The following is a 20649-nucleotide window of genomic DNA, read 5'->3' on the forward strand; positions in this document are numbered from 1 at the left end:
CCGCCCCCGACCCTCAGATCCCCAGCAGGTGCCGGAGGACCAGCAGCGCGATTTCCAGCCCCACCTGCAGGCCGAGCCCCGCCTCGGCGGAACCCACCAGCGCGAGGGCGAGAGGCATCAGGACGGGGAACAGGACACGGGCCGTCCGGCGCAGGATCTGCGGCAGCGCGAACGGAACGGAAATCGTGATCGTCATGACGGACCTCCTGTCTCGTGCCGGGCGTCCGGCACGGATGAGAACCCGTCACCTGGCGTGACAGCGGCCGGTGACCGCCTCGGCGACGCCGGAGCCGCGCGTCGTGCCGGGGAAGGTGACGGGACGGGCTGGTTGCGGACCACTGCCGGAAGTCATCCCGACCACCTCCTCACGGTCGCCCGCGGCGTCTGTCGATCTCGGACCCCTCGCGTAAGGGCCTTTCCAGTAGAACCCCGGCCCGCTGATCGGGTCAAACCCGCCCTGATGAGGGCGCGGTCAGGGAGGGGTGAGGGCGCGGTCAGGCGATGACCGGCGCGGCGGCGGAGCCGAACCCGCGCAGCAGGGTGTCCACGACCCGGGTCGCGAGGGCCTCGGCGTCCCCTCCCCCGGACGCTCCCTCGGCGGCGGCCTCGTGGATGAGGGCGTAGTAGACGCGGCGGGTCCAGTCGAGATCGGCGTCGGGACGCAGCACGCCCGCCTCGCGGGCCCGGCGGAACAGCCGGTCGCAGCCGTCGCGGACCTCGGCGTGCACGCGGGCGGCCTCGGGATGGGCGCCGTCGGCCGTACGGCCCATGGCGAACCACCAGTCCGTCTTCACGCGCAGGACGTTGGCGGTGACCTGGTAGAGCGCGACGAGGGGCGGGGTGCTGTCCGTGTGGGCCGATGCGACGGCCTCGGCGAACTGGCGGGCGGCCCAGCCGGTGAGCTCCTCCACCAGGGCCTCGCGGGTGGCGAAGCGGCGATGGACCGTCGTCCGGGCGACTCCCGCCGCCTGGGCGACCTGCTCCATGGTGGCCGCCGGGTTGGCGGCGAACACGCGCTCGGCCGCCTCGAGGATCGTCCGCACCGTCCGCTCCGAGTCGGCCCGGAGCGGACGTGTCCCCTGCTGCGAAGACCGCTGGGCTGTCGTCACCGTCACATGCTACCGAACGGCTCCGACTGTCTCCGTACTTGCAACATGAATGTAGCGAGTAATAGTGTTTCTGTGTCATCGGAGTTGCGCCTACTGCGTGAGGAGTTCGGTATGGACATGGGGCTGAAGGGACGTACGGCGCTGGTGACGGGTGCCAGCCGCGGCATCGGGCTGGCGACCGTCGCCGCGCTCGCCGCGGAGGGCGTCCGCGTGGTGGCGGCGGCGCGGAACGTCACCGCGGAGCTGAAGGAGACCGGCGCGATCGCCGTGCCGGTGGACCTCTCGACGCCCGAGGGCCCGGCGCACCTGGTCGAGCGCGCCGTCGCCGAGCTGGGGGAGGACCTCGACCTGCTGGTCAACAACGTGGGCGGCGGGGACCCCAGCGCGAACGCCGTCCGGGGATTCCTCGGCTTCGCCGACGACGAGTGGCTCACCTGGTTCGAGCTCAACTTCTTCGCCGCCGTCCGAACGACCCGCGCCGCGCTGCCCGGCGTCCTGCGCCGTCGCGGCGTGATCGTGAACATCTCCTCGAACGGCGCCCGCATGCCGCACGCGGGTCCGGTGCCGTACACCACGGCGAAGGCGGCGCTCACCGCGTTCGGCAAGGCCCTGGCGGAGGAGTTCGGGCCGCAGGGGGTGCGGGTGAACACGGTCTCGCCCGGTGCGGTGCGCACCGCGATGTGGGAGGCGCCCGACGGTTACGGCGCCGAGCTGGCGGCGGCGCTGGGGGTGCCGCACGAGCAGTTGCTGGCCGGGTTGCCGGCCCAGACGGGCATGACCACGGGACGGCTGGTCGAACCGGCGGAGGTGGCCTCCCTCGTGACCTACCTCGCCTCCCCGCACGCGGCGAGCGTCAACGGCGCGGACCTGGTGATCGACGGGGGAGCGATCAAGACGGTCTGAAGATCAGGGCGTCGGGAACGTGGAGAGCGTCACGTAGGTGACGCGGCCGTCCGTCATGACGAGGGCGACCCGCTGGCCGGGGCGCAGGTGCCGCAGCGGCCCGGCGTCGAACGCCTCACCCTCGAACGGGATCCGGGTGCCGTCGTCGAGGAAGACCCAGCCCGAGCGGGTCGCGGGGTCGAAAGTCTGCACCGTCGCCTGCACGCCGCAAGCCTACCGCCGCCCGCGGAAAATCCTTTGACCAGTAGATCTTCCCTCTGCCAGCATGTGCCGCCATGACCGAGGCGGCACCGAGGAGCCTGTGGCGCGCCCGTGACTTCCGGCGATACGCCGGTGCCGACGCGATCAGCAAGCTCGGCAGCGAGGTCTCCCTGGTCGCCCTGCCGCTCACGGCGGCGCTCACCCTCCACGCGAGCCCGTTCCAGGTGGGGCTGCTCACCGCCGCCACGATGGTGGCGTTCCTGCTGGCCGGCCTGCCCGCCGGAGCCTGGGTGGACCGGATGCGGCGCCGTCCCGTGCTGGTCGCCGCCGACGCGGTCCGCGCGCTGGCGCTGCTGTCGATCCCGGCCGCGGCCGTGCTCGGCGTGCTCGGCCTGCCCCAGCTGTACGCCGTGGCCCTGCTGGACGGGCTGTGCACGGTCTTCTTCGACGTCGCCCACCAGAGCTACCTCCCGTCCATCGTCGGCCGGGAGGACCTCGCCCGCGGGCATGGCGCGCTCGCCGCGAACCAGTCGCTCGCCCAGCTCGCGGGCCCGGGGATCGGCGGCTGGCTGGTGCAGGCGCTCACCGCCCCGATCGCGGTGGTCGCCGACGCCCTCAGCTACGCGGGATCCGCGCTGCTGCTCCTCGGCGTACGGGCGGACGAGAAGCCCGGCGAAAGGGACGTCCGAGGCGGAGGCCGGCTGTGGCCGGAGATCGCCGAAGGGCTCCTGTTCGTCGCCGGGCAGCCGGTCCTGCGCCGGGTGGCCGCCGTCGGGGCGCTGATGATGCTGTCGTTCGGCCTGTGGTCGGCCACGGTGCCGCTCTACCTCGTCCGCGAGGTCGGCACCAGCCCCGGCGCGTACGGGACGCTGCTGTCGGCCGGCGCGGTGGGCGGGGTGGCCGGCGCCTGGCTCGCCCCGCGGATCGCGGCCCGCCTGGGAACGGGCCGGGCCATGTACGCCGCGGCATGGGCGGCCACGGTCTGCACCGCCCCGCTCGCGCTGACGGCGGCGGGCCCCCGCCTGCTGATCCTTCCGGTGGCCCTGGCGGCCAGTGGGGTGGCGACCACCGTCTTCAGCGTGGCCCAGGGCGCCTACCGCCAGTCGATCTGCCCGCCGCACCTGCTCGGCCGCCTGAGCGCCACCATGCGGTTCCTGATGTGGGGCCCGATGCCGCTCGGCGGACTGCTGGCGGGCACGCTCGGCCAGCTCGCCGGGGTGCGTGTCGCGTTCTGGGCCGCCTGCGGGGCCTACACGCTCGCCCACCTGCCGGTCCTGCTCGCGCCGCGGATCCGCCAGGTCTCCTAGCTCTCCCCGTGCGTCTCCCCGTGCTCCTCGCCGGGGTCCGGCTCGCCGATGTACGAGGCGAGGCCGCGCAGGATGATCTCCAGGCCGAGCTCGAACCGGTAGTCGTTCGACTCGTCCATCATGATGTCGGCGAGCGCCACCAGGTTCGGGAACCGGTCGGGCGGCAGCGAGGCGAAGTATTCGTTGATCTCCTCGCGCAGCTTGTGCCACGAGGTGTGCGCCTCGCGGTAACGCTGCTGCCAGAGGCTCTCCTCCAGCGCGAACCCGTTGATGTACGTCGACAGCATGTCGCCGGAGATGGCCAGAACCCGCCGTGGCATCCCGGAGGCGCCGAGGACGGCCATCAGCCGCTCGACATAGGGGAGCAGCTCCGGCGTGAACGGGACGTGCCCCATCGCGAGCTTCGCCAGGTCGCGACGGCTCAGCAGCCGCTCACGCGCCCGGCGGGCGAAATCCCTGACCTGCTCCTGCCAGTGCTCGGGGTCCGGCTCGGGAATCTCGTAGCCCTCGAACATCCGGGTGTACATGAGCTGCAGCAGGTCGTCCTTGTCGCGTACGTGGACGTACAGCGCCGAGACGGCGACGCCGAGCTCGGCGGCCACCTGCCGCATGCTCAGCCGGTCGTAGCCCTCCCTGTCGAGGATCGTGAAGGCGGCGTCGACGATCCGCTCCCGGGTGAGGGGCACCCTGGCCGGCGTACGTCGCCTGGGCGGACGCTCCCACGGCGGTGTGGGCATGTCCGGCTGTGTCATGAAGGACCTCCCGCTGTTCCGCCCATGCTATGAACACCGCTCCGCGTTCACGAACACTGCTCTGCAAACGAGATATATCTTGTGCCTCGCGCAAACGAGATATATCGTGGTGAACATCGAACTTGGCGCTGAACACTGATCGGTGATAGAACAGCGCTCACTTTATTATGAACACTGTTCAGTCCCCTAGGGAGGGATGATGTCGGAACCCATCACGGCGACCGCGTCCGCGGCGCCGGCGACCGGGGCGCCGTACCGCTGGCGCTGGGCCGCTCTCTTCGTGATCCTCGCCGGGGAGGTCATGGACCTTCTCGACGCGATGGTCACCAACATCGCGGCGCCCGAGATGCGCGCCGACCTCGGCGGCTCCGAGGCCGTCATCCAATGGCTGGGCGCCGCCTACACGCTCTCGATGGCCGTGGGGCTGATCACCGGTGGGCGGCTCGGGGACATCTTCGGCCGCAGGCGCATGTTCCTGATCGGAGCCGCCGGATTCACCGTGGGTTCCCTGCTGTGCGCCGTCGCCCAGTCGCCCGAGATGCTGATCGGCGCCCGGGTGATCCAGGGCCTGTTCGGCTCGGTCATGCTCCCGCAGGGCCTCGGCATGATCAAGGAGATGTTCCCGCCCGCGGAGATGGGCAAGGCGTTCGGCATGTTCGGGCCGGTCATGGGGTTGTCGGCCGTCGGGGGCCCGATCCTCGCCGGCTGGCTCGTGACGGCCGACTTCTGGGGCACGAGCTGGCGGATGATCTTCTTCATCAACCTGCCGCTCGGTCTGGCCGCGTTGCTCGCCGGGATGCGCTTCCTGCCCGAGTCGCGGTCTGCGCAGCCGCCGCGGCTCGACCTGGCCGGGGTCGCGCTCGCGTCCGTGGGCGCCTTCCTGGTGATCTACCCGCTGGTGCAGGGCCGGGAGCACGACTGGCCCGCGTGGGCGTTCGTCATGCTCGCCGCCTCGGTGCTCGTGTTCGCCGTCTTCGGCTGGTTCCAGTCCCGCCGCAGTCGCGCGGGCGGCGACCCGCTGATCGTGCCGAGCCTGTTCCGCAAGCGTGCGTTCACCGGCGGCCTGTTCACCGGCATGGTGTTCTTCTCCGGCATGGCCGGGTTCATGCTGGCCTTCAACCTCTACTGCCAGCTGGGGCTCGGTTACTCGGCGCTCAAGGCGGGACTCGCGATGGTGCCCTGGTCGGGTGGCATGATCCTCGGATTCGGGCTCGCACAGGGCCTGCAGAAGTTCGGGCGCAGGCTGCTCCAGGGCGGCACCCTGGTCATGACGCTGGGCGTGCTCGGCGTCCTGCTCACGCTGAACATCGCGGGCACGCACGTCAGCCCCTGGCAGCTCACCCCCGCGCTGGTCGTCAGCGGTATCGGCATGGGCCTGCTGATGTCGCCCTTCTTCGACATCGTGCTCGCCGGCGTGGAGGAGCACGAGACGGGCTCGGCGTCCGGCACGCTGACGGCGGTGCAGCAGCTGGGCAACGCGTTCGGTGTGGCCCTGCTCGGCACGGTCTTCTTCGACCTGCTCGGCGACGTGCCCACCGCAGGGAGCTTCGACCAGGCCATGAAGATCACCCTCTGGGTGGTCGCCGGAATGCTCCTGCTCACCTTCGTCGTGGCCTTCCTCCTGCCCAAGCAGGCCCGCGAGAACGCGGAGGCGGCCCACTGACGCGACGTCACGGGTGACCGACCACGCCGGAGCGGGGGCCCGGCGTGGTCGCCTTTTTCCAGAGCCCAGCGCGAGCCGTCAGGGCCGAGGATCAAAGTCGCCGGGCAGTGCCGCAGAGGATCAAAGTCGCGGGCCGGTGCCGCCGAGGATCAGGGCCGCGACCTCGGCGGTCGCGGGGCCGACGCCCAGGGCCAGGGCGTCGCGCAGGTCCTCCACGGTGTCCACGTCCCTGCGCACGGACGCGATCCCCGGAGGGGTCAGCTCCTTGGCCCCGCGAGACAGGTGCCTGACCCGCGACTCGCCGCCGAACCCGGGACGGAAGGACACGCCCGGCCGCACGCCGTAGAAGGTGGTTCCCACCTCGGCGGCGTCGGGGACGAACGCCTGGTCGAACTCCAGCGCCGCCGCGAGCACCGTCTCCAGCTCCGCGGGCCGCAGGGCGGGCAGGTCGGCCTGCAGGGCGCCGACGGCGTCGTCGGGCGCGAGCCGTACGGCCTGCTCCGCCCCGGTCCGCAGGGCGGTGTTCAGCCCCCGGTCGGGATCGGCCACCACGTGGGCGCCGAGCGCGGCCAGCCGCCGCGCGGGCAGCGGGTCGGCCGTCACGACCACCACGCGCGCCACCAGCGGGCACCGCAGCGCCGCCGTCACGGTGTCGGAGGCCACCGCGACCGCCAGATCGGCCCGGTGCGGGCCGGCCGCCGCCGCGAGCCGCGTCTTGGCCCGGATCAGGGTCTTCACCGGGACCACTATTGACCATCGCGCGAGGTGCATGCCTGTAGCATCCCGCCTCGACATCGCGCATGGCCAACCGGGAGACTTGTCCCGGATCCCGGTGATTTGGAGACCCTGTGAGCCACCCCAGCGAGCCCTCGCCCGACCCGACCACTCCTGCCGCCACACCCGCGGCCCCCGCCCCCGCAACGGTGAGCCGGCGTGCCGGCCGGCCGCCGCGCTTCTGGGAGACGCTCGCGGTCGTCGTCGTCAAGCCGATCTCGCGGCTGTTCGTGAAGCGCCGGTGGCGCGGCGGGGAGCACATCCCGCGCAGCGGCGGACTGATCATCGCGGCCAACCACCTGTCGTGGTCCGACCCCGTGCTGCTCGCGCACTACCTGTACAACAACGGGCGGTGGCCGACGATCCTGGCCAAGGCGGGGATCTTCCGGATCCCCCTGCTGGGTCACGCCGTCGCCCAGCTCCAGGCCATCCCGGTCGAGCGGAACAGCACCGAGGCCACCAAGTCGCTCAAGACCGCGGAGGAGCGGCTGCGGAAGGGCGCCTGCATCCTGTTCTATCCCGAAGGCACGATCACCCGTGATCCCGAGCTGTGGCCGATGGTCGGCAAGACCGGCGTCGCCCGGCTGGCCCTCGCGACCGGCGTGCCGGTCATCCCGATCGCCCACTGGGGCGCCCAGGAGTTGCTGCCGTACGGGGAGAAGAAGCCCCGGCTGCTGCCCCGCAAGACCTTCCACGTGCTGACCGGGCCGCCCGTCGACCTGTCCAAGTACGCCGGGCAGCCCATGCGCGGCTCGGTCCTGCGCGACGCGACCGCGGACATCACGGCCGCCATCACCGACCTGCTCGCCGAGATTCGGGACGAGAAGGCGCCGGAGGTCCCTTATGACCCGAAGAACGCGGCCGGCGGCTGAGCGGAGCGTACGGTGAGGGAGGAGCGCGCGGAGCAAGAGGAGTGGTGCGGCCAGTGAGCAGGGCGGCTGTTTTCGGAACGGGCTCGTGGGGCACCACGTTCGCGATGATCCTCGCCGAGGCCGGCACCTCCACGACCCTGTGGGGCAGGCGGGCGGAGATCGTCGACGCGATCAACGAGACCCGGGAGAACCCCGAGTATCTGCCGGGGACGCGGCTGCCCGACACGATCCGCGCCACGACCGACCCCGCCGAGGCCATGGACGGCGCCGACTTCGTGGTCCTCGCGGTGCCGTCCCAGACGCTGCGCGCCAATCTCCAGGTGTGGAAGCCCCACATTCCGCCGGAGGCCGTGCTGGTCAGCCTGATGAAGGGCGTCGAGCTCGGCACCTGCAAGCGGATGAGCGAGGTCATCTGCGAGGTGGCCGAGGTGCCGGAGCGCCGGGTGGCCGTGGTCTCCGGGCCCAACCTGGTCCCCGAACTGGCCCAGCGGCAGCCCGCCGCGGCCGTCGTCGCCTGCTCCGACGAGGAGGTGGCCGCCCGGCTCCAGGAGGCGTGTCACCTGCCGTGGTTCCGGACCTACACGAACCCCGACGTGGTGGGCGTCGAACTCGGCGGCGCGGTCAAGAACGTCATCGCGCTGGCCGTCGGCGTCGCGGTCGGCATGGGCCTGGGCGACAACGTGCGGGCGACGCTCATGACGCGGGGGCTGGCCGAGATCGCCCGGCTGGGCGCGGTGCTCGGGGCGGACCAGCACACCTTCGCCGGCCTCGCCGGGATGGGCGACCTCGTCGCCACCTGCACCTCGCCGCTGTCGCGCAACCGCACCTTCGGGGAGAACCTGGGCCGCGGCATGACGATGGCCGAGGTCGTCGCCGCCACGAAGCAGACGGCCGAGGGGGTCAAGTCGTGCGAGTCGGTGCTCGAACTGGCCAGGAAGCACGACGTGGAGATGCCCATCACCGAGGTGGTCGTCGGCGTCGTTCACGACGGCATGACCCCCGGTGAGGCCGCCGTGCTGCTGATGTCGCGTACTCCCAAGCCGGAGCGCTACGGCGTCTGATCAGGGAATCGGACCTCCGCGACGCGCGCGGCTGACAAGCCGTTTTGCGCCCCGAACACGGTAGATTCGGGCATCATGAATGAGGATCGCGAGTCCCCGTCACGCGTGCGCGTGGCAGTCGTCTTCGGCGGCCGCAACTCCGAGCACGCCGTTTCCCTGATGGGCGCCGGCAGTGTGCTGGAGGCCATCGACCGGTCGAAGTACGACGTCATCCCCATCGGCATCGCCCAGGACGGGCGCTGGGTGCTGGCGTCGGGCAACCAGTCCTACGCGATCGAGTCCGGCCGCCTGCCCGTCGTGGACGACTCCGGCACGGCGCTCGCGCTCCCGGGAGACTCCGGCGCTCTCGTGGCCCTCGAATCCGGTGAGATCCCGCGCGCGCTCGGCCGGGTGGACGTCGTGTTCCCCATGCTGCACGGCCCGTTCGGCGAGGACGGGACGATCCAGGGCCTGCTGGAGATGGCCGGCGTCCGCTACGTGGGCTCGGGCGTGCTGGCCAGCGCGGTCGGCATGGACAAGGCGTACATGAAGCTCGTGCTGCGCGCCGCCGGGCTGCCGGTCGGCCCGTTCGTGGTCGTACGCGACCGCGACTGGCGGCTCGACCGCGGCCGGGTGCTCAAGGAGATCGAGGAACTGGGCTGGCCGGTGTTCGTCAAGCCGTCCAGGGCCGGGTCGTCGCAGGGCATCTCCAAGGCGCACGACCCCGAGTCGCTGGAGGCGGCGATCGAACTCGCCCGCGAGCACGACCCGAAGGTGCTGGTCGAGGCCGCCATCGTCGGCCGGGAGATCGAGTGCGCGGTGCTGGAGTCGCTCGGCGACGCCGCCCCCGAGGCGAGCGTCCCCGGCGAGGTGCTCGTCCGGGGCGACCGCGAGTTCTTCGACTTCGAGGCCAAGTACTACCCCGACCAGATGGAGCTCCAGGCACCGGCCGACATCCCGGACGAGGTGGCCGAGACACTGCGGTCCATGGCCGTGCGCGCGTTCGAGGCGCTCGGCTGCGAGGGCCTGTCGCGCGTCGACTTCTTCTACACGCCGTCCGGCGACCTGATCGTCAACGAGATCAACACCATGCCGGGCTTCACGTCGCTGTCGGTCGCGCCGCAGCTGTGGGCCGCCACCGGCCTGCCGTACGCCGGCCTGGTCGAGCGGCTGATCCAGCTCGCGCTGCGCCGGCCGGCGGGCCTGCGGTAGTCACTCCGGGATGCTCGACTTGATCGGCTCGGCCAGGTCGACCAGCACGGCCCCCGCCTGGTGCTCCTGCCCGATCGTCACCTCGACGTACGCGACCCGGTTGGTGGACGTGAACAGCGTGGGCCGGCGCGGGTCCTGGAACCAGCCGACGCCGTTGATGTCGGCGACCTCCGCGGTCGGCTCCATCGCGGCAGGCCGGGGCACGCCGCAGCGCAGGGCGATCTGGCCGTCTCCCCAGACGGCGACGTACGGCGAGGGCGGCTCGGAGCCGACCCGGTCGAGCCCGTCGAGCGTCTTCGGCAGCGCCGCGTCGAGCCTGCGGCAGGCCGCCGCCGCCTCGCCGGTCGGCGTGGGCGGCTCCACGTGGACGGTGGACGAGCAGCCCGCGAGCAGGGCGAGCGCCGCCAGGACCATGCCTGCCGGCGCGGCGCCGGCGCGTACGGGCCCCTTCGCCTCTCGCATCGTCTCCCCGGCTCGTGTTCCGCTCAGATGTGGACGATCGGACACGTCAGTGTACGGGTGATGCCGTGCACGGCCTGGATCTGGGCCACCACGAGCTTGCCGAGCTCGTCCACGTTGTTGGCCTGGGCGCGGACGATCACGTCGTAGGGGCCGGTGACATCCTCGGCCTGTGTCACCCCGGGGATGGAGGAGATCTCCTCGGCCACGTTGGCGGCCCTGCCGACCTCGGTCTGGATAAGGATGTAGGCCTGCACCATGACGCCCTCCGGGTAGAGATCAGTGCCGGAGCGTAACCGTACCTCGAATGCACTAGGGGTGTGCTATCACAGTCGGAGATCTCGGCGAATTCGGAGTAATTCAGCGGATATCAGGACGCCTTCCGCAGACTGCGGCCGTACTGCTGGGCCCCGGCGACGACGCCGCGGTCCTGAAGGCCCCCGACGGGCGGGTTGTCGTGAGCACGGACCTGCTGATCGAGGGTAGGCATTTCCGCCGCGACTGGTCGAGCGGCTACGACATCGGCCGTAAGGCGGCGGCACAGAATCTTTCCGACATCGTTGCCATGGGGGCCGATCCCACCGCCCTCGTGGTCGGCCTGGGGTTGCCCGCGGACGTCGGCGCCGACTGGGTGGACGCCCTGACCGACGGCTTCCGCGACGAGTGCGACCTGGTGGGGGCGACCGTGGCGGGCGGCGACATCGCCCGCTCGGAGACCGTCGTGCTCGGCGTGACCGCGCTGGGCGACCTCGGCGGCCGATCCCCGGTGACCCGGTCGGGCGCGCGTCCCGGCGACGTGGTCGCGGTGGCGGGCCGCCTCGGCCACGCCGCGGCGGGCCTGGCGCTGCTCGGTGCGGGAGCGACCGGTGATTCCCCGGATCTCGTGACCCTGCTGGAGGCGCACCGCCGTCCCCGGCCGCCGTACCCCTGTGGTCCGCGGGCCGCCCTGCTCGGCGCGACGGCGATGCTCGACGTCAGCGACGGCCTGCTGCAGGACCTCGGCCACGTCGCGGACGCGAGCGGCGTGGCCGTCGAACTGGACGCCGCCGCCCTGCCCGTGCCGCAGGCGTTGTCCGCGGCGGCGCGCGAACTCGGCGCGGACCCCCTGGAGTGGGTGCTGACCGGCGGCGACGACCACGCTCTGGCCGCGACGTTCCCTCCCGAGGTGCGGCTGCCGCCCGAATGGACGCTCATAGGGGCGGTCACCGAGGGGAGCGGAGTGCGAGTCGACGGACAGACCTGGACGAAAGGGGGATGGGATCACTTCCGTGCATGATGTGAAATTTGTGACATCGGCGTATTAGATCTGTTATTAAGTATGGCGGTCAGGCAACAGGAAGGACCGTCATGGGCCGTCACACGGCAGGACGCAAGGCACGAGAGGGTCAGCCCTCTCCGTCTCAGGACGACCCTTCGGGGAGGGGTGCCGCCCCGGACCACCTGGCCTTCCGTCCTCCGGCGACGCCGGGTGACAGCCCGCACACCCTTACCGGGATCGGCCACCCCGGGGCGCGCCCGAGCGGCGGGGACGCACCCTGGCCGGCGCCGCCTCCGGCGACGACCGGTGTGACAAGCGGCGATGCTGTGACAAGCGGTGGCGCTGTGACAACCGGCGGCGCCGTGCTGTGGCCCGTGCCGCCCTCGGAGGCGACGACCCGGATGTTCGCCGCCCTGTCGCCCGAGAGGCTGGAGTCCGAGAGCCTGGCATCGCCGGGGCGGCCGGCACCGTCCGAGCGTCTGGCGGCGTCCGGGGGCGCCGGGGACGGCGGCCTTCCCGGGCAGGACCGGGACGACCACGCGAAGCAGCCGAGACGCATGCGGCGGCTGGCGCTCGTGTCGGGGCTGTCGGTGCTGCTGGCCGTGGGGGTCACGACCGGCGGCGCACGGCTCATCGCCGGGCGGACCTCCCTGACCATGGAGCAGCCGACGACGGCCTGCCCGACCTCGGAGAACTGCGCCGCCTCTGGCGGGCCGTCCGGTGCGTCCGGCTCCGGCCAGGCCCTCGGCGAGACGCCCGCGCCCGGTGACTCGACCGGCGCTCCGACCGGCGACCCGGTCCGGGACGGCCGGGACCAGCCGGGCCAGGAGGACTCGGGCACGACCGGTTCCGAGCCGAAGGACACCGGGCGGGGCGGGTCGGCGGCTCCCCAGGCCACACCGGTTCCCACGGCGGCCTCGAAGGGCCGGGACCGCGACCACGCGTCCTCCCGCACGCGCACCCCGTCCACCGCCGCCCCGCGCGCGTCGGCCCACGCGTCTCCGCGGGTGGGCGATGGTCCCGCCGCCGTCACGGCCGCCCCGGACGACACGACGGGCCCCGTGTCCGACGACGCGACGCCCGGCGACACCGCGCTCGACGACGCCGAGAACACCGGGAACACCGGGAACAGCGGGGCCTCCGGGGACACCGCGGGCGGGGACCAGGTCGACACCGGCACGAACCGCGCGAACCGCACGAACCGCGCGAACACGGTGCGGGCGGAGTCCGCTCTCGCCGGCGGCGGTCCGGCGGTACGGGTGCGGTTCGAGGTGACAACCCGTGACGAGGCCGGGTACGCGGCCCGGATCACCGTACGCAACGAGGGGCCGGCCCTGCCCTCATGGACCATCCGGCTGGCCGTCGGCGGCCGGGTGACGGCGGTCGAGGGGGCGGACTGGCGGCAGCAGGGGGACACCCTGACCCTGAGCGCGCGGACCGCGCTGGACGAGGGCGGCGCGCTGACGCTCACCGTCCGCGCCGACGGCGCGTCGGCCGCACCCGCCGACTGCGCGCTCTCCGAGGGGCGATGCGAGGTGACCGGCCCCGGCGCGTCCCGGCGCGGCGACTGACCACCCGCACCGCATCCGCCCGGCCGGGGACGGGGCGTTTTCGGGGGAGTGGTGGGCGCTTTGGTTGGATGGGGCGCATGACCACCCCACCACGTGTCCTGACCATCGCGGGCTCGGACTCCGGCGGCGGCGCCGGCATCCAGGCCGACCTGAAGACCATGCTGGCCCTCGGCGTGCACGGCATGAGCGTCATCGCGGCCGTGACGGCGCAGAACTCACTGGGGGTGCAGGGCTACTGGGAACTGCCTCCCGAGGCGGTGCGGGCACAGCTCGACTCGGTCCTCGGCGACATCGGCGCCCAGGCGATCAAGACGGGCATGCTGGCGTCGTCCGTGCTGGTGGAGACCGTCGCGGAGGTGCTCGCGGGCGTGACCGCGCCCGTCGTCGTGGACCCGGTCGGCGTGTCCAAGCACGGCGACAGCCTGCTCGCGCCGGAGGCCGTGGAGACCGTCAAGAGGGTGCTGCTGCCGGCCGCGACCGTGGTCACCCCCAACCTGTGGGAGGTCGAGCAGCTCACGGGCGTCAAGGTCGAGGACGCCGACGACATGCCCCGCGCCGCCGAGGCCGTGCTGGCCCTCGGCCCGAAGTGGGCGCTGATCAAGGGCGGCCACCTCCCCGGAGAGCCGGTGGACCTGCTCACCGACGGGTCGAGCGCGTACCGCCTCACCGCAGAGCGGCACGACAACCGGCACACCCACGGCACCGGCTGCACGCTCGCCTCCGCGATCGCGTCCTACCTCGCTCTCGGCGAGGACGTGCCCGCCGCCGTACGGCAGGCCAAGGAGTACGTGACGGGCGCGATCGCGCACGGCTTCCCCCTGGGTGCGGGCATCGGCCCCGTGGACCACGGCTGGCGGATGCGGGCGGACGCCTGAGTCGTCAGCGGAAGTCGCCGGCGTGGTCGGCGGCCCATTCCCGGAACGTCCGTGCTGGCCTGCCCGTGATCTCTTCCACCGTCGAGGTGATCAGGTCGGAGCGGGGCCGTCGCGTGCCGGCCAGCAGTGCCTCGACCAGGGCGGGCGGCCTTCCGTCCGCGAGCATCCGCTCCCGCGCCACCTCCACGGGGACCTTCTCGAAGCGCAGCGGGCGGCCGATCGCCTCGCCGATCATGCGGACCTGGTCGGCCCTGCTCACCACCTGCGGCCCGGTCAGCACGTGCGTGGCGCCCACGTGCCCGTCGCCGGTCAGCACCCGTGCCGCCACGGCCGCCACGTCGGCCTGGTGGACCACCGCCGTGGGCGCGATGTCGGGGCCGCGTACGACACCGTCCCGCCGGATCTGCCCGGCCCATCCCAGAGCGTTCGACGCGATCGTGTCGGCCCGCAGGATGGTCCACTCCAGGCCCGACGCCGCGACGAGGCGCTCCATGTCGGCGTGGAGCCGGTTGATCGGATCGGTCTGCCGCTCGGCGTCCTCGTTCACGCCGGACGACGACAGGTAGACGAGGCGGCGGGCGGAGCCCGCGATCGGCGTGAGGACGGCCGGCGCGCCCTCGGAGGTGAGGAAGGGCCAGACCAGGAACACCGTCGTGATCCCGGTCAGCGCCTTTTCCAGGGTTCCCGGCTCGGACAGGTCTCCTGTCGCGATCTCCACGCCCTGCGGCAGGCGGGTCGTCAGGGCATCGCGGACGAACGCGCGCACCGGGACGCCGGCGGATACGAGCCGGGCCGCGACTTCCCGGCCGACGTTGCCGGTCGCGCCCGTCACGAGAATCTGGGCCATGACCGTGACCAACAGCACCGCGCGCCGGATATTCCGGTGCGCCCCCGCCGTCGCCGGTCACCGGAGAACACAAGAGCCCGCCACCGATCCGGTGACGGGCTCTCGAGGGAGTCAGACGGTCAGCGCGAGACCTTGCCCGCCTTGATGCAGGAGGTGCAGACGTTCATCCGCTTCGGCGTCCCGTTGACCACCGCGCGCACGGTCTGGATGTTGGGGTTCCAGCGGCGGCGGGTGCGGCGGTGCGAGTGGGAGATGTTGTTGCCGAAAATCGGCTTCTTGGCGCAGACGTCGCAGACGGAAGCCACGGTAATCGCTCCTTTGAATCAGTCGATCGGCCCGGCGCCGGTGCAGCGGCTCGTCCGAGCAATGCCGGGACAACCGGCTGGCCACACGAGGATATCCGATGTTCACCGGTGCATGCCAAACGGGACTCCGGCGAACGGGGATAGTCTCGTACCCGCCAACGGTAGCGCATCGAGGGGCGGGAGCGCGCGGAAGGAAGGTCGGCCGGATGCTCAAGGTGCTCGATCCCCCCGCGGTCCGCCGCTGGTCGCGCCACTGCGCGGCGGCCCTCGGCCGGGCTAGGGCGGAGATCGACGCGCTCAACGTGTTCCCCGTGCCCGACGGGGACACCGGCACGAACCTGCACCTCACGATCCTGTCGGCGGCCGAGGCGGTGGACGCGCTGCCCGGCGACGCGGGGGCGGACGCCACGTGGGAGGCCCTGACGCGCGGGGCCCTGCTCGGCGCGCGGGGCAACTCCGGGGTGATCGTGAGCCAGGCCGTCAGGGGCATGGGCGAGGTGCTCGGGCGGGCGCCGGGAGGCGGCGCCGACCTGCGCGACGGCCTCACGAGGGCGGCCGAGATGGCCAGGGCGGCGGTGGTCCGCCCGGTGGAGGGCACGGTGCTGAGCGTGCTGTCGGCCGCGGCGCACGCCGCGCGCGACGCGCCCGACGACCTGGGCGAGGTGGCCTGCCGGGCGGCGGACGAGGCGCGGCGGGCCCTGCGCCGTACGACGGGACAGCTCGGCGTGCTGTCCCGCAACGGCGTGGTGGACGCGGGCGCGGCCGGACTGGTGATCATGCTGGAGAGTCTGGCCGAGGTGGTGACCGAGGCGTACAGCGAGCGGCACGAGGTGCCCGCCCCGGCCGGGCGGATCGCGCCGGAGGAGCTCCGACGGCTGGACGCGGGCGGCCCCGGTTACGAGGTCATGTACCTCCTGGACGCCGGCGCGCACGCGGTGGACCGGCTGAGGGACGAGCTCGACGGGCTGGGGGACAGCCTGGTGGTCGTCGGCGGGGAGGGCCTGTGGAACGTCCACGTCCACGTGGACGACGCGGGCGCGGCGATCGAGGCCGGGCTGCGGGCGGGACGCCCCCATCGGATCAAGGTGACCTACCTCGGAGGACGGCCGCACGAGCCGGGCCCGGCGAGGGGCGTCGTCGCGGTCGCCGCCGGTGACGGCCTGGCCGCGCTGTTCCGGGAGGCGGGAGCGGTGGTCGTGCGGCGCGAGCCGGGCTCGGCCCCGGCGGCCGCGGCCCTGCTGCGGGCCGTCCGCGAGGCCGGGACCGAGGTCGCGGTGCTGCCCAACGACGCGGCCGTGTACGACGTCGCCGTGGCCGCGGCGGAGATGGCCAGGGAGGAGGGCGTGACGGTCAGCGTCCTGCCCACCCGGGCGTCGGTGCAGGGACTGGCCGCGCTGGCCGTGCACGATCCGCTGCGCCGCTTCGACGACGACATCGTGGCGATGACCGACGCCGCCGGGCACACCCGCCACGGGCACGTGTGGGTGGCCGACCGCGAGGCGATGACCAGCGCCGGGATCTGCCGCCCCGGCGACGTGCTCGGGGTGGTGGACGGCGAGGTCGCGCTGATCGGCGCGGACCTGGCCGCGACCGCGGTCGAGGTCGTCCGGCGCCTGGTCTCCGGCGGCAGCGAGCTGGTCACGCTCGTCACCGGCGCCGGCGCGGCCGAGGCGCTCCTGCACGCCGTACGCGACCATCTGGAGCGGGTCCGCCCGGACCTGGAGATCGTCGTGTACGAGGGCGGGCAGGGCGGCTATCCCCTTCTGATCGGCGTCGAGTAGCCGGATTGTCGGCCCGTACGGGTAGTAATTGGTGTCGTGACGAGCTTCGACGAGCCGCTCAAGAAGGTGGTCGGCAGGTCGGCCGCCCCGCTCGAGAGCGCGCTGGGCATCAGCACGGTCGGTGAACTGCTGCGCCACTATCCGCGGCGATACGCGCAGCGGGGGGAGCTGACCCCCATCGCGTCACTGGAGCACGACGAGCACGTCACCGTGGTCGCCAAGGTGTCGGCGGCCGTGCGCAGGCCGATGAAGAACCGGCAGGGCACCTGGCTCGACATCGAGGTGACCGACGGCAAGGAGAAGCTGCACCTGGCCTTCTTCGGCAAGGGCGCCTACGTCGCCGAGCAGCGGCTCACCCCGGGCACCGAGGCGATGTTCTCCGGCAAGGTCGGCGTCTTCGTCGGCGGGAGGACCAGGCGCGTCTCGCTCACCCACCCCGAGTACGAGTCGTTCGACGAGACGGAGGAGACGGCCGAGGAGTTCGCCTCCGCGCTGGTGCCGATCTACCCCTCCGCCCAGGGGCTGCCGAGCTGGAAGATCCGCCGGGCCGTGCGCACGGTGCTCGACGTGCTCAGCCTGGACGATCCGGTGCCCGCAGAGATGCGGGAGCGCCTGGGGCTGCTGCCGATCGAGGAGGCGCTGCGGCGGATCCACCGGCCCAAGAGCCAGGCGGACGTCGCCCGGTCGCACGACCGGCTGAAGTTCGACGAGGCGTTCGTCCTGCAGGCCGTCCTGGTGCGGCGGCGCATGGCCGCGTCCGCCTGGCTCGCCAGAGCCCGCCCGGGGCGCGACGACGGGCTGCTGCGCGAGTTCGACAAGCGGCTGCCGTTCCAGCTCACCGAGGGGCAGCGGCAGGTCGGCGAGGAGATCGCCGCCGACCTCGCGCGCGAGCACCCCATGCACCGGCTCCTGCAGGGCGAGGTCGGCGCGGGCAAGACGGTGGTCGCGCTGCGCGCGATGCTCCAGGTGGTCGACTCCGGCGGGCAGGCCGTGCTGCTCGCGCCCACCGAGGTCCTCGCCCAGCAGCACCACCGGTCGATCGTGAACATGCTGGGCGATCTCGCGGCCGGCGGGATGTTCGGCGGCACCGGGGTCGCGCTGCTGACCGGCTCGATGGGGGCCGCCGCGCGGCGCGGTGCGCTGCTCGACGCGGCCTCCGGCGCGGCCGGCATCGTGATCGGCACCCACGCGGTGCTGCAGGAGCACGTCCAGTTCGCCGACCTCGGGCTGGTCGTGGTGGACGAGCAGCACAGGTTCGGCGTCGAGCAGCGCGACGCGCTGCGCGAGAAGGGCGGCGGCGGACGTCCCCACGTGCTGGTCATGACGGCGACGCCGATCCCGCGGACGGTCGCGATGACCGTGTTCGGCGACCTGGAGGTCTCCACGCTGTCCCAGCTCCCGTCGGGCCGGGCCCCGATCACCACCCACGTGGTGCCCGCCGCGGAGAAGCCCCACTTCCTCGACCGCGCCTGGCAACGGGTGCGGGAGGAGGTCGGCCTGGGCCGCCAGGCGTACGTGGTGTGCCCGCGCATCGGCGACCAGGAGGGCGACGAGGGCGACCTGGCGAAGGACGACGACGAGCGCAGGCCGCCCCTGGCCGTGCTCGACGTCGCGCGCATGCTCGGGGAGGGGCCGCTGGCCGGCCTGCGGATCGAGGCGCTGCACGGCAAGCTCGCGCCCGAGGACAAGGACGCGGCGATGCGCGCCTTCGCCCGGGGCGAGATCGACGTCCTGGTCGCGACCACGGTCATCGAGGTCGGCGTCGACGTCCCCAACTCGTCGGTGATGGTCATCATGGACGCCGACCGCTTCGGCGTCTCCCAGCTCCACCAGTTGCGCGGCCGGGTGGGCCGGGGCGGCCTGCCCGGGCTGTGCCTGCTCGTGAGCGAGGCCCCGGAGGGCACCCAGGCGCGCCGCAGGCTCGACGCGGTGGCCGCGACGCTCGACGGGTTCGAGCTGTCCCGTGTCGACCTGGAGCAGCGCAGGGAGGGGGACGTGCTCGGCGCCGCCCAGTCGGGGCGCAGGTCCTCGCTCAAGTTGCTGCAGCTCCTGCGCGACGAGGACGTGATCGAGACCGCCCGCGCCGAGGCGACCGCCCTGCTGTCCGCCGATTCCGAGCTGTCGGCCCACCCGGCCCTGCGCGCCGAGATCGACACCATGGTCGCCGACGAACGCGCCGAGTTCCTCGAGAAGGCGTGACCGCCGGCGTGCGGGCGGGCAGGCGCCGGGCGGGAGTGTGCGGGCGGGAAATGTGAAACGGGCGCCGTGTGAACACGACGCCCGTTAACGACCCAGGGCCCAGCCTTGGGACGGCCTCCCCCCGAATGCCGTCCCCGGCTGGGCCCGCCCTCGGGTCAGGTGCCGAGGGCGCCGACGTGCGGAAGGGCTCACGACCACGCCGGCCGGCCTTCCCCTGGGTCACCGTGAAGGCCGCAGAACTCATGATGCGCATGTGGCGGACCCCGCGATACGGCTCTTACTCATTCGTCGCCGCCGCTTGCCCACTCTTGACCTCGTGCCCCTCCCGCCTTTCGGCCGCGGCACCGGCGATCTTCCAGTCCCTTCGCCCGCGTGCCGGGAAGGCCGTCACGGGCGGGACAATGAAGGCGTGACGCGGGTGATCGCAGGGACGGCGGGGGGACGCAGGCTGGCCGTCCCGCCGGGGAGATCGACCAGGCCGACGAGCGACCGCACCCGGGAGGGCCTGTTCGCCACCGTCGGCTCCACGCTCGGCCCGCTGGACGGGATCCGGGTCCTCGACCTGTACGCCGGGTCGGGCGCCGTGGGGCTCGAGGCGCTGAGCCGGGGAGCCGCCCACGCGCTGCTGGTGGAGTCGGACGGCAGGGCCGCACGCACGATCAGGGAGAACATCGCGTCGCTCGGGCTGCCCGGGGCGGCCCTGCGGGCCGACAAGGTCGAGCGGGTGGTCGGCCGGCCGTGCGAGGAGCCGTACGACTTCGTCTTCGCCGATCCGCCCTACGCCGTCTCCGACGAGGCGGTCTCCCGGGTGCTGACATCGCTGCGCGACAACGGCTGGCTGGCGGAGGGCGCGCTCGTGGCCGTGGAGCGGGAGTCGAGGGGTAAGGACCTGGTGTGGCCCGCGGGCTTCACGGAAGACAGGGTCCGTCGATACGGCGAAGCGGCCGTTTGGTACGGTCGCGCAGCCGGGAACCCGTGAATCTATGGGGGTGCGCCTTGCGTCGTGTCGTCTGCCCGGGGTCGTTCGATCCCGTGACCAACGGTCATCTGGACATCATCGGCCGGACGTCACGGCTGTATGACGAGGTCGTCGTGGCCGTGCTGATCAACATCGAGAAGCACAGCCTGTTCACCGTCGACGAGCGCATCGAGATGCTCCAGGCGGTGACGAAGGAGTACGGCAACGTCCGGGTCGAGAAGTTCCACGGCCTGCTGGTCGACTTCTGCAGGCAGCAGGGCATCCCGACCATCGTGAAGGGCCTGCGGGCGGTCAGCGACTTCGACTACGAGTTGCAGATGGCCCAGCTCAACTACCGGATGTCGGGTGTCGAGACGCTGTTCATGTCCACCAACCCGGAGTACTCGTTCCTGTCGTCCAGCAGGCTCAAGGAGATCGCCCGATACGGCGGGGACGTTTCGGGCCTGGTTCCCGACCTCGTCCACCAGCTGCTCGTGGAGCGGCTCAGAGGCTGAACGGGGGCTGGTATTCTTGCCTTTCAGCCTTGCACGACGGCGGTGATT

Annotated in this window: 22 protein-coding genes; 13 read left to right on the forward strand and 9 right to left on the reverse strand. The window is 72.5% G+C overall.

Annotated features, from left to right (window positions below; genetic code table 11):
* Positions 1-13: 13 nt before the first annotated feature.
* Positions 14-196, reverse strand: coding sequence for a hypothetical protein (locus tag ABZ860_RS26170; RefSeq protein WP_357224814.1), 183 nt, complete (start codon positions 194-196; stop codon positions 14-16).
* Positions 197-494: 298 nt separating this feature from the next.
* Positions 495-1109 carry a helix-turn-helix domain-containing protein gene (locus ABZ860_RS26175; RefSeq protein WP_357224816.1) on the reverse strand — a complete coding sequence of 205 codons (615 nt, stop codon included), beginning with the start codon at positions 1107-1109 and terminating at the stop codon, positions 495-497.
* 111 nt (positions 1110-1220) lie between these two features.
* Here ABZ860_RS26175 and ABZ860_RS26180 point away from each other — a divergent pair, with 111 nt between their 5' ends.
* Complete coding sequence (locus ABZ860_RS26180; RefSeq protein ID WP_357224818.1) at positions 1221-2012, forward strand: SDR family oxidoreductase; 792 nt, start codon at positions 1221-1223, stop codon at positions 2010-2012.
* 3 nt (positions 2013-2015) lie between these two features.
* Here the strand turns inward: ABZ860_RS26180 and ABZ860_RS26185 are convergent, their stop codons facing one another.
* The gene (locus tag ABZ860_RS26185; protein ID WP_357224820.1) at positions 2016-2216 is read right to left on the reverse strand and encodes a hypothetical protein; all 201 of its coding nucleotides are present in this window, start codon (positions 2214-2216) and stop codon (positions 2016-2018) included.
* A gap of 71 nt (positions 2217-2287) precedes the next feature.
* On the opposite strand from ABZ860_RS26185, the gene ABZ860_RS26190 reads away from it, so the two are divergent.
* Entirely contained in the window at positions 2288-3520 is a 1233-nt protein-coding gene (locus ABZ860_RS26190) for an MFS transporter (protein WP_357224823.1), read from the forward strand.
* Here ABZ860_RS26190 and ABZ860_RS26195 read toward each other — a convergent pair.
* Positions 3517-4272, reverse strand: a complete 756-nt coding sequence (locus ABZ860_RS26195) for a TetR/AcrR family transcriptional regulator (protein WP_357224825.1) — start codon at positions 4270-4272, stop codon at positions 3517-3519. The two genes, ABZ860_RS26190 and ABZ860_RS26195, sit on opposite strands and share 4 nt — an antisense overlap.
* A 199-nt stretch (positions 4273-4471) precedes the next feature.
* Between ABZ860_RS26195 and ABZ860_RS26200 the strand changes: the two genes are divergently transcribed.
* Positions 4472-5935, forward strand: a complete 1464-nt coding sequence (locus ABZ860_RS26200; RefSeq protein WP_357224828.1) for an MFS transporter — start codon at positions 4472-4474, stop codon at positions 5933-5935.
* Between the two features lie 120 nt (positions 5936-6055).
* Here the strand turns inward: ABZ860_RS26200 and cofC are convergent, their stop codons facing one another.
* Complete coding sequence (gene cofC, locus ABZ860_RS26205) at positions 6056-6706, reverse strand: 2-phospho-L-lactate guanylyltransferase (RefSeq protein WP_357224830.1); 651 nt, start codon at positions 6704-6706, stop codon at positions 6056-6058.
* A 77-nt stretch (positions 6707-6783) separates the two neighbouring features.
* Between cofC and ABZ860_RS26210 the strand changes: the two genes are divergently transcribed.
* From ABZ860_RS26210 to ABZ860_RS26220, 3 genes are all read left to right on the forward strand, one after another.
* Positions 6784-7581, forward strand: coding sequence for a lysophospholipid acyltransferase family protein (locus tag ABZ860_RS26210; protein WP_357224833.1), 798 nt, complete (start codon positions 6784-6786; stop codon positions 7579-7581).
* Positions 7582-7634: 53 nt separating this feature from the next.
* On the forward strand, positions 7635-8642 hold the full coding sequence (locus tag ABZ860_RS26215; RefSeq protein WP_357224835.1) for an NAD(P)H-dependent glycerol-3-phosphate dehydrogenase: 1008 nt from the start codon (positions 7635-7637) through the stop codon (positions 8640-8642).
* A gap of 75 nt (positions 8643-8717) precedes the next feature.
* Entirely contained in the window at positions 8718-9833 is a 1116-nt protein-coding gene (locus ABZ860_RS26220; RefSeq protein WP_357224837.1) for a D-alanine--D-alanine ligase family protein, read from the forward strand.
* Here the strand turns inward: ABZ860_RS26220 and ABZ860_RS26225 are convergent, their stop codons facing one another.
* Positions 9834-10295, reverse strand: a complete 462-nt coding sequence (locus ABZ860_RS26225) for a DUF3515 domain-containing protein (protein ID WP_357224840.1) — start codon at positions 10293-10295, stop codon at positions 9834-9836.
* A gap of 23 nt (positions 10296-10318) precedes the next feature.
* Entirely contained in the window at positions 10319-10552 is a 234-nt protein-coding gene (locus ABZ860_RS26230; RefSeq protein WP_030506047.1) for an Lrp/AsnC ligand binding domain-containing protein, read from the reverse strand.
* Between the two features lie 65 nt (positions 10553-10617).
* Here ABZ860_RS26230 and ABZ860_RS26235 point away from each other — a divergent pair, with 65 nt between their 5' ends.
* The 3 genes from ABZ860_RS26235 to thiD all read left to right on the forward strand — a co-directional run bounded on the left by ABZ860_RS26235 (position 10618) and on the right by thiD (position 13996).
* Positions 10618-11568 carry a thiamine-phosphate kinase gene (locus tag ABZ860_RS26235; protein WP_357224902.1) on the forward strand — a complete coding sequence of 317 codons (951 nt, stop codon included), beginning with the start codon at positions 10618-10620 and terminating at the stop codon, positions 11566-11568.
* A gap of 326 nt (positions 11569-11894) precedes the next feature.
* Positions 11895-13121: a hypothetical protein gene (locus tag ABZ860_RS26240; protein ID WP_357224842.1), complete on the forward strand. Its 1227-nt coding sequence runs from the start codon at positions 11895-11897 to the stop codon at positions 13119-13121.
* Positions 13122-13189: 68 nt separating this feature from the next.
* The gene (gene thiD / locus ABZ860_RS26245) at positions 13190-13996 is read left to right on the forward strand and encodes a bifunctional hydroxymethylpyrimidine kinase/phosphomethylpyrimidine kinase (protein WP_357224845.1); all 807 of its coding nucleotides are present in this window, start codon (positions 13190-13192) and stop codon (positions 13994-13996) included.
* Between the two features lie 4 nt (positions 13997-14000).
* On the opposite strand, the gene ABZ860_RS26250 is transcribed toward thiD, so the two are convergent.
* Both ABZ860_RS26250 and rpmB read right to left on the reverse strand, forming a co-directional pair.
* On the reverse strand, positions 14001-14861 hold the full coding sequence (locus ABZ860_RS26250; RefSeq protein ID WP_357224848.1) for an NAD(P)H-binding protein: 861 nt from the start codon (positions 14859-14861) through the stop codon (positions 14001-14003).
* A gap of 101 nt (positions 14862-14962) precedes the next feature.
* Positions 14963-15148 (reverse strand): 50S ribosomal protein L28, encoded by a 186-nt coding sequence (gene rpmB / locus ABZ860_RS26255; protein WP_079312702.1) that lies wholly within the window; start codon positions 15146-15148, stop codon positions 14963-14965.
* 206 nt (positions 15149-15354) lie between these two features.
* Here rpmB and ABZ860_RS26260 point away from each other — a divergent pair, with 206 nt between their 5' ends.
* From ABZ860_RS26260 to coaD, 4 genes are all read left to right on the forward strand, one after another.
* Entirely contained in the window at positions 15355-16929 is a 1575-nt protein-coding gene (locus ABZ860_RS26260) for a DAK2 domain-containing protein (protein WP_357224850.1), read from the forward strand.
* Positions 16930-16965: 36 nt separating this feature from the next.
* Positions 16966-19128 (forward strand): ATP-dependent DNA helicase RecG, encoded by a 2163-nt coding sequence (gene recG, locus ABZ860_RS26265; protein ID WP_357224852.1) that lies wholly within the window; start codon positions 16966-16968, stop codon positions 19126-19128.
* A gap of 409 nt (positions 19129-19537) precedes the next feature.
* A complete protein-coding gene (rsmD, locus tag ABZ860_RS26270) occupies positions 19538-20107 on the forward strand; it encodes a 16S rRNA (guanine(966)-N(2))-methyltransferase RsmD (protein ID WP_357224855.1) in 570 nt (189 codons plus the stop codon).
* A gap of 17 nt (positions 20108-20124) precedes the next feature.
* Positions 20125-20601, forward strand: coding sequence for a pantetheine-phosphate adenylyltransferase (gene coaD, locus ABZ860_RS26275; RefSeq protein WP_079312696.1), 477 nt, complete (start codon positions 20125-20127; stop codon positions 20599-20601).
* The last annotated feature ends 48 nt before the right edge of the window (positions 20602-20649 follow it).

This window comes from Microbispora sp. NPDC046973 (genome assembly GCF_040644495.1).
GTDB lineage: Bacteria > Actinomycetota > Actinomycetes > Streptosporangiales > Streptosporangiaceae > Microbispora.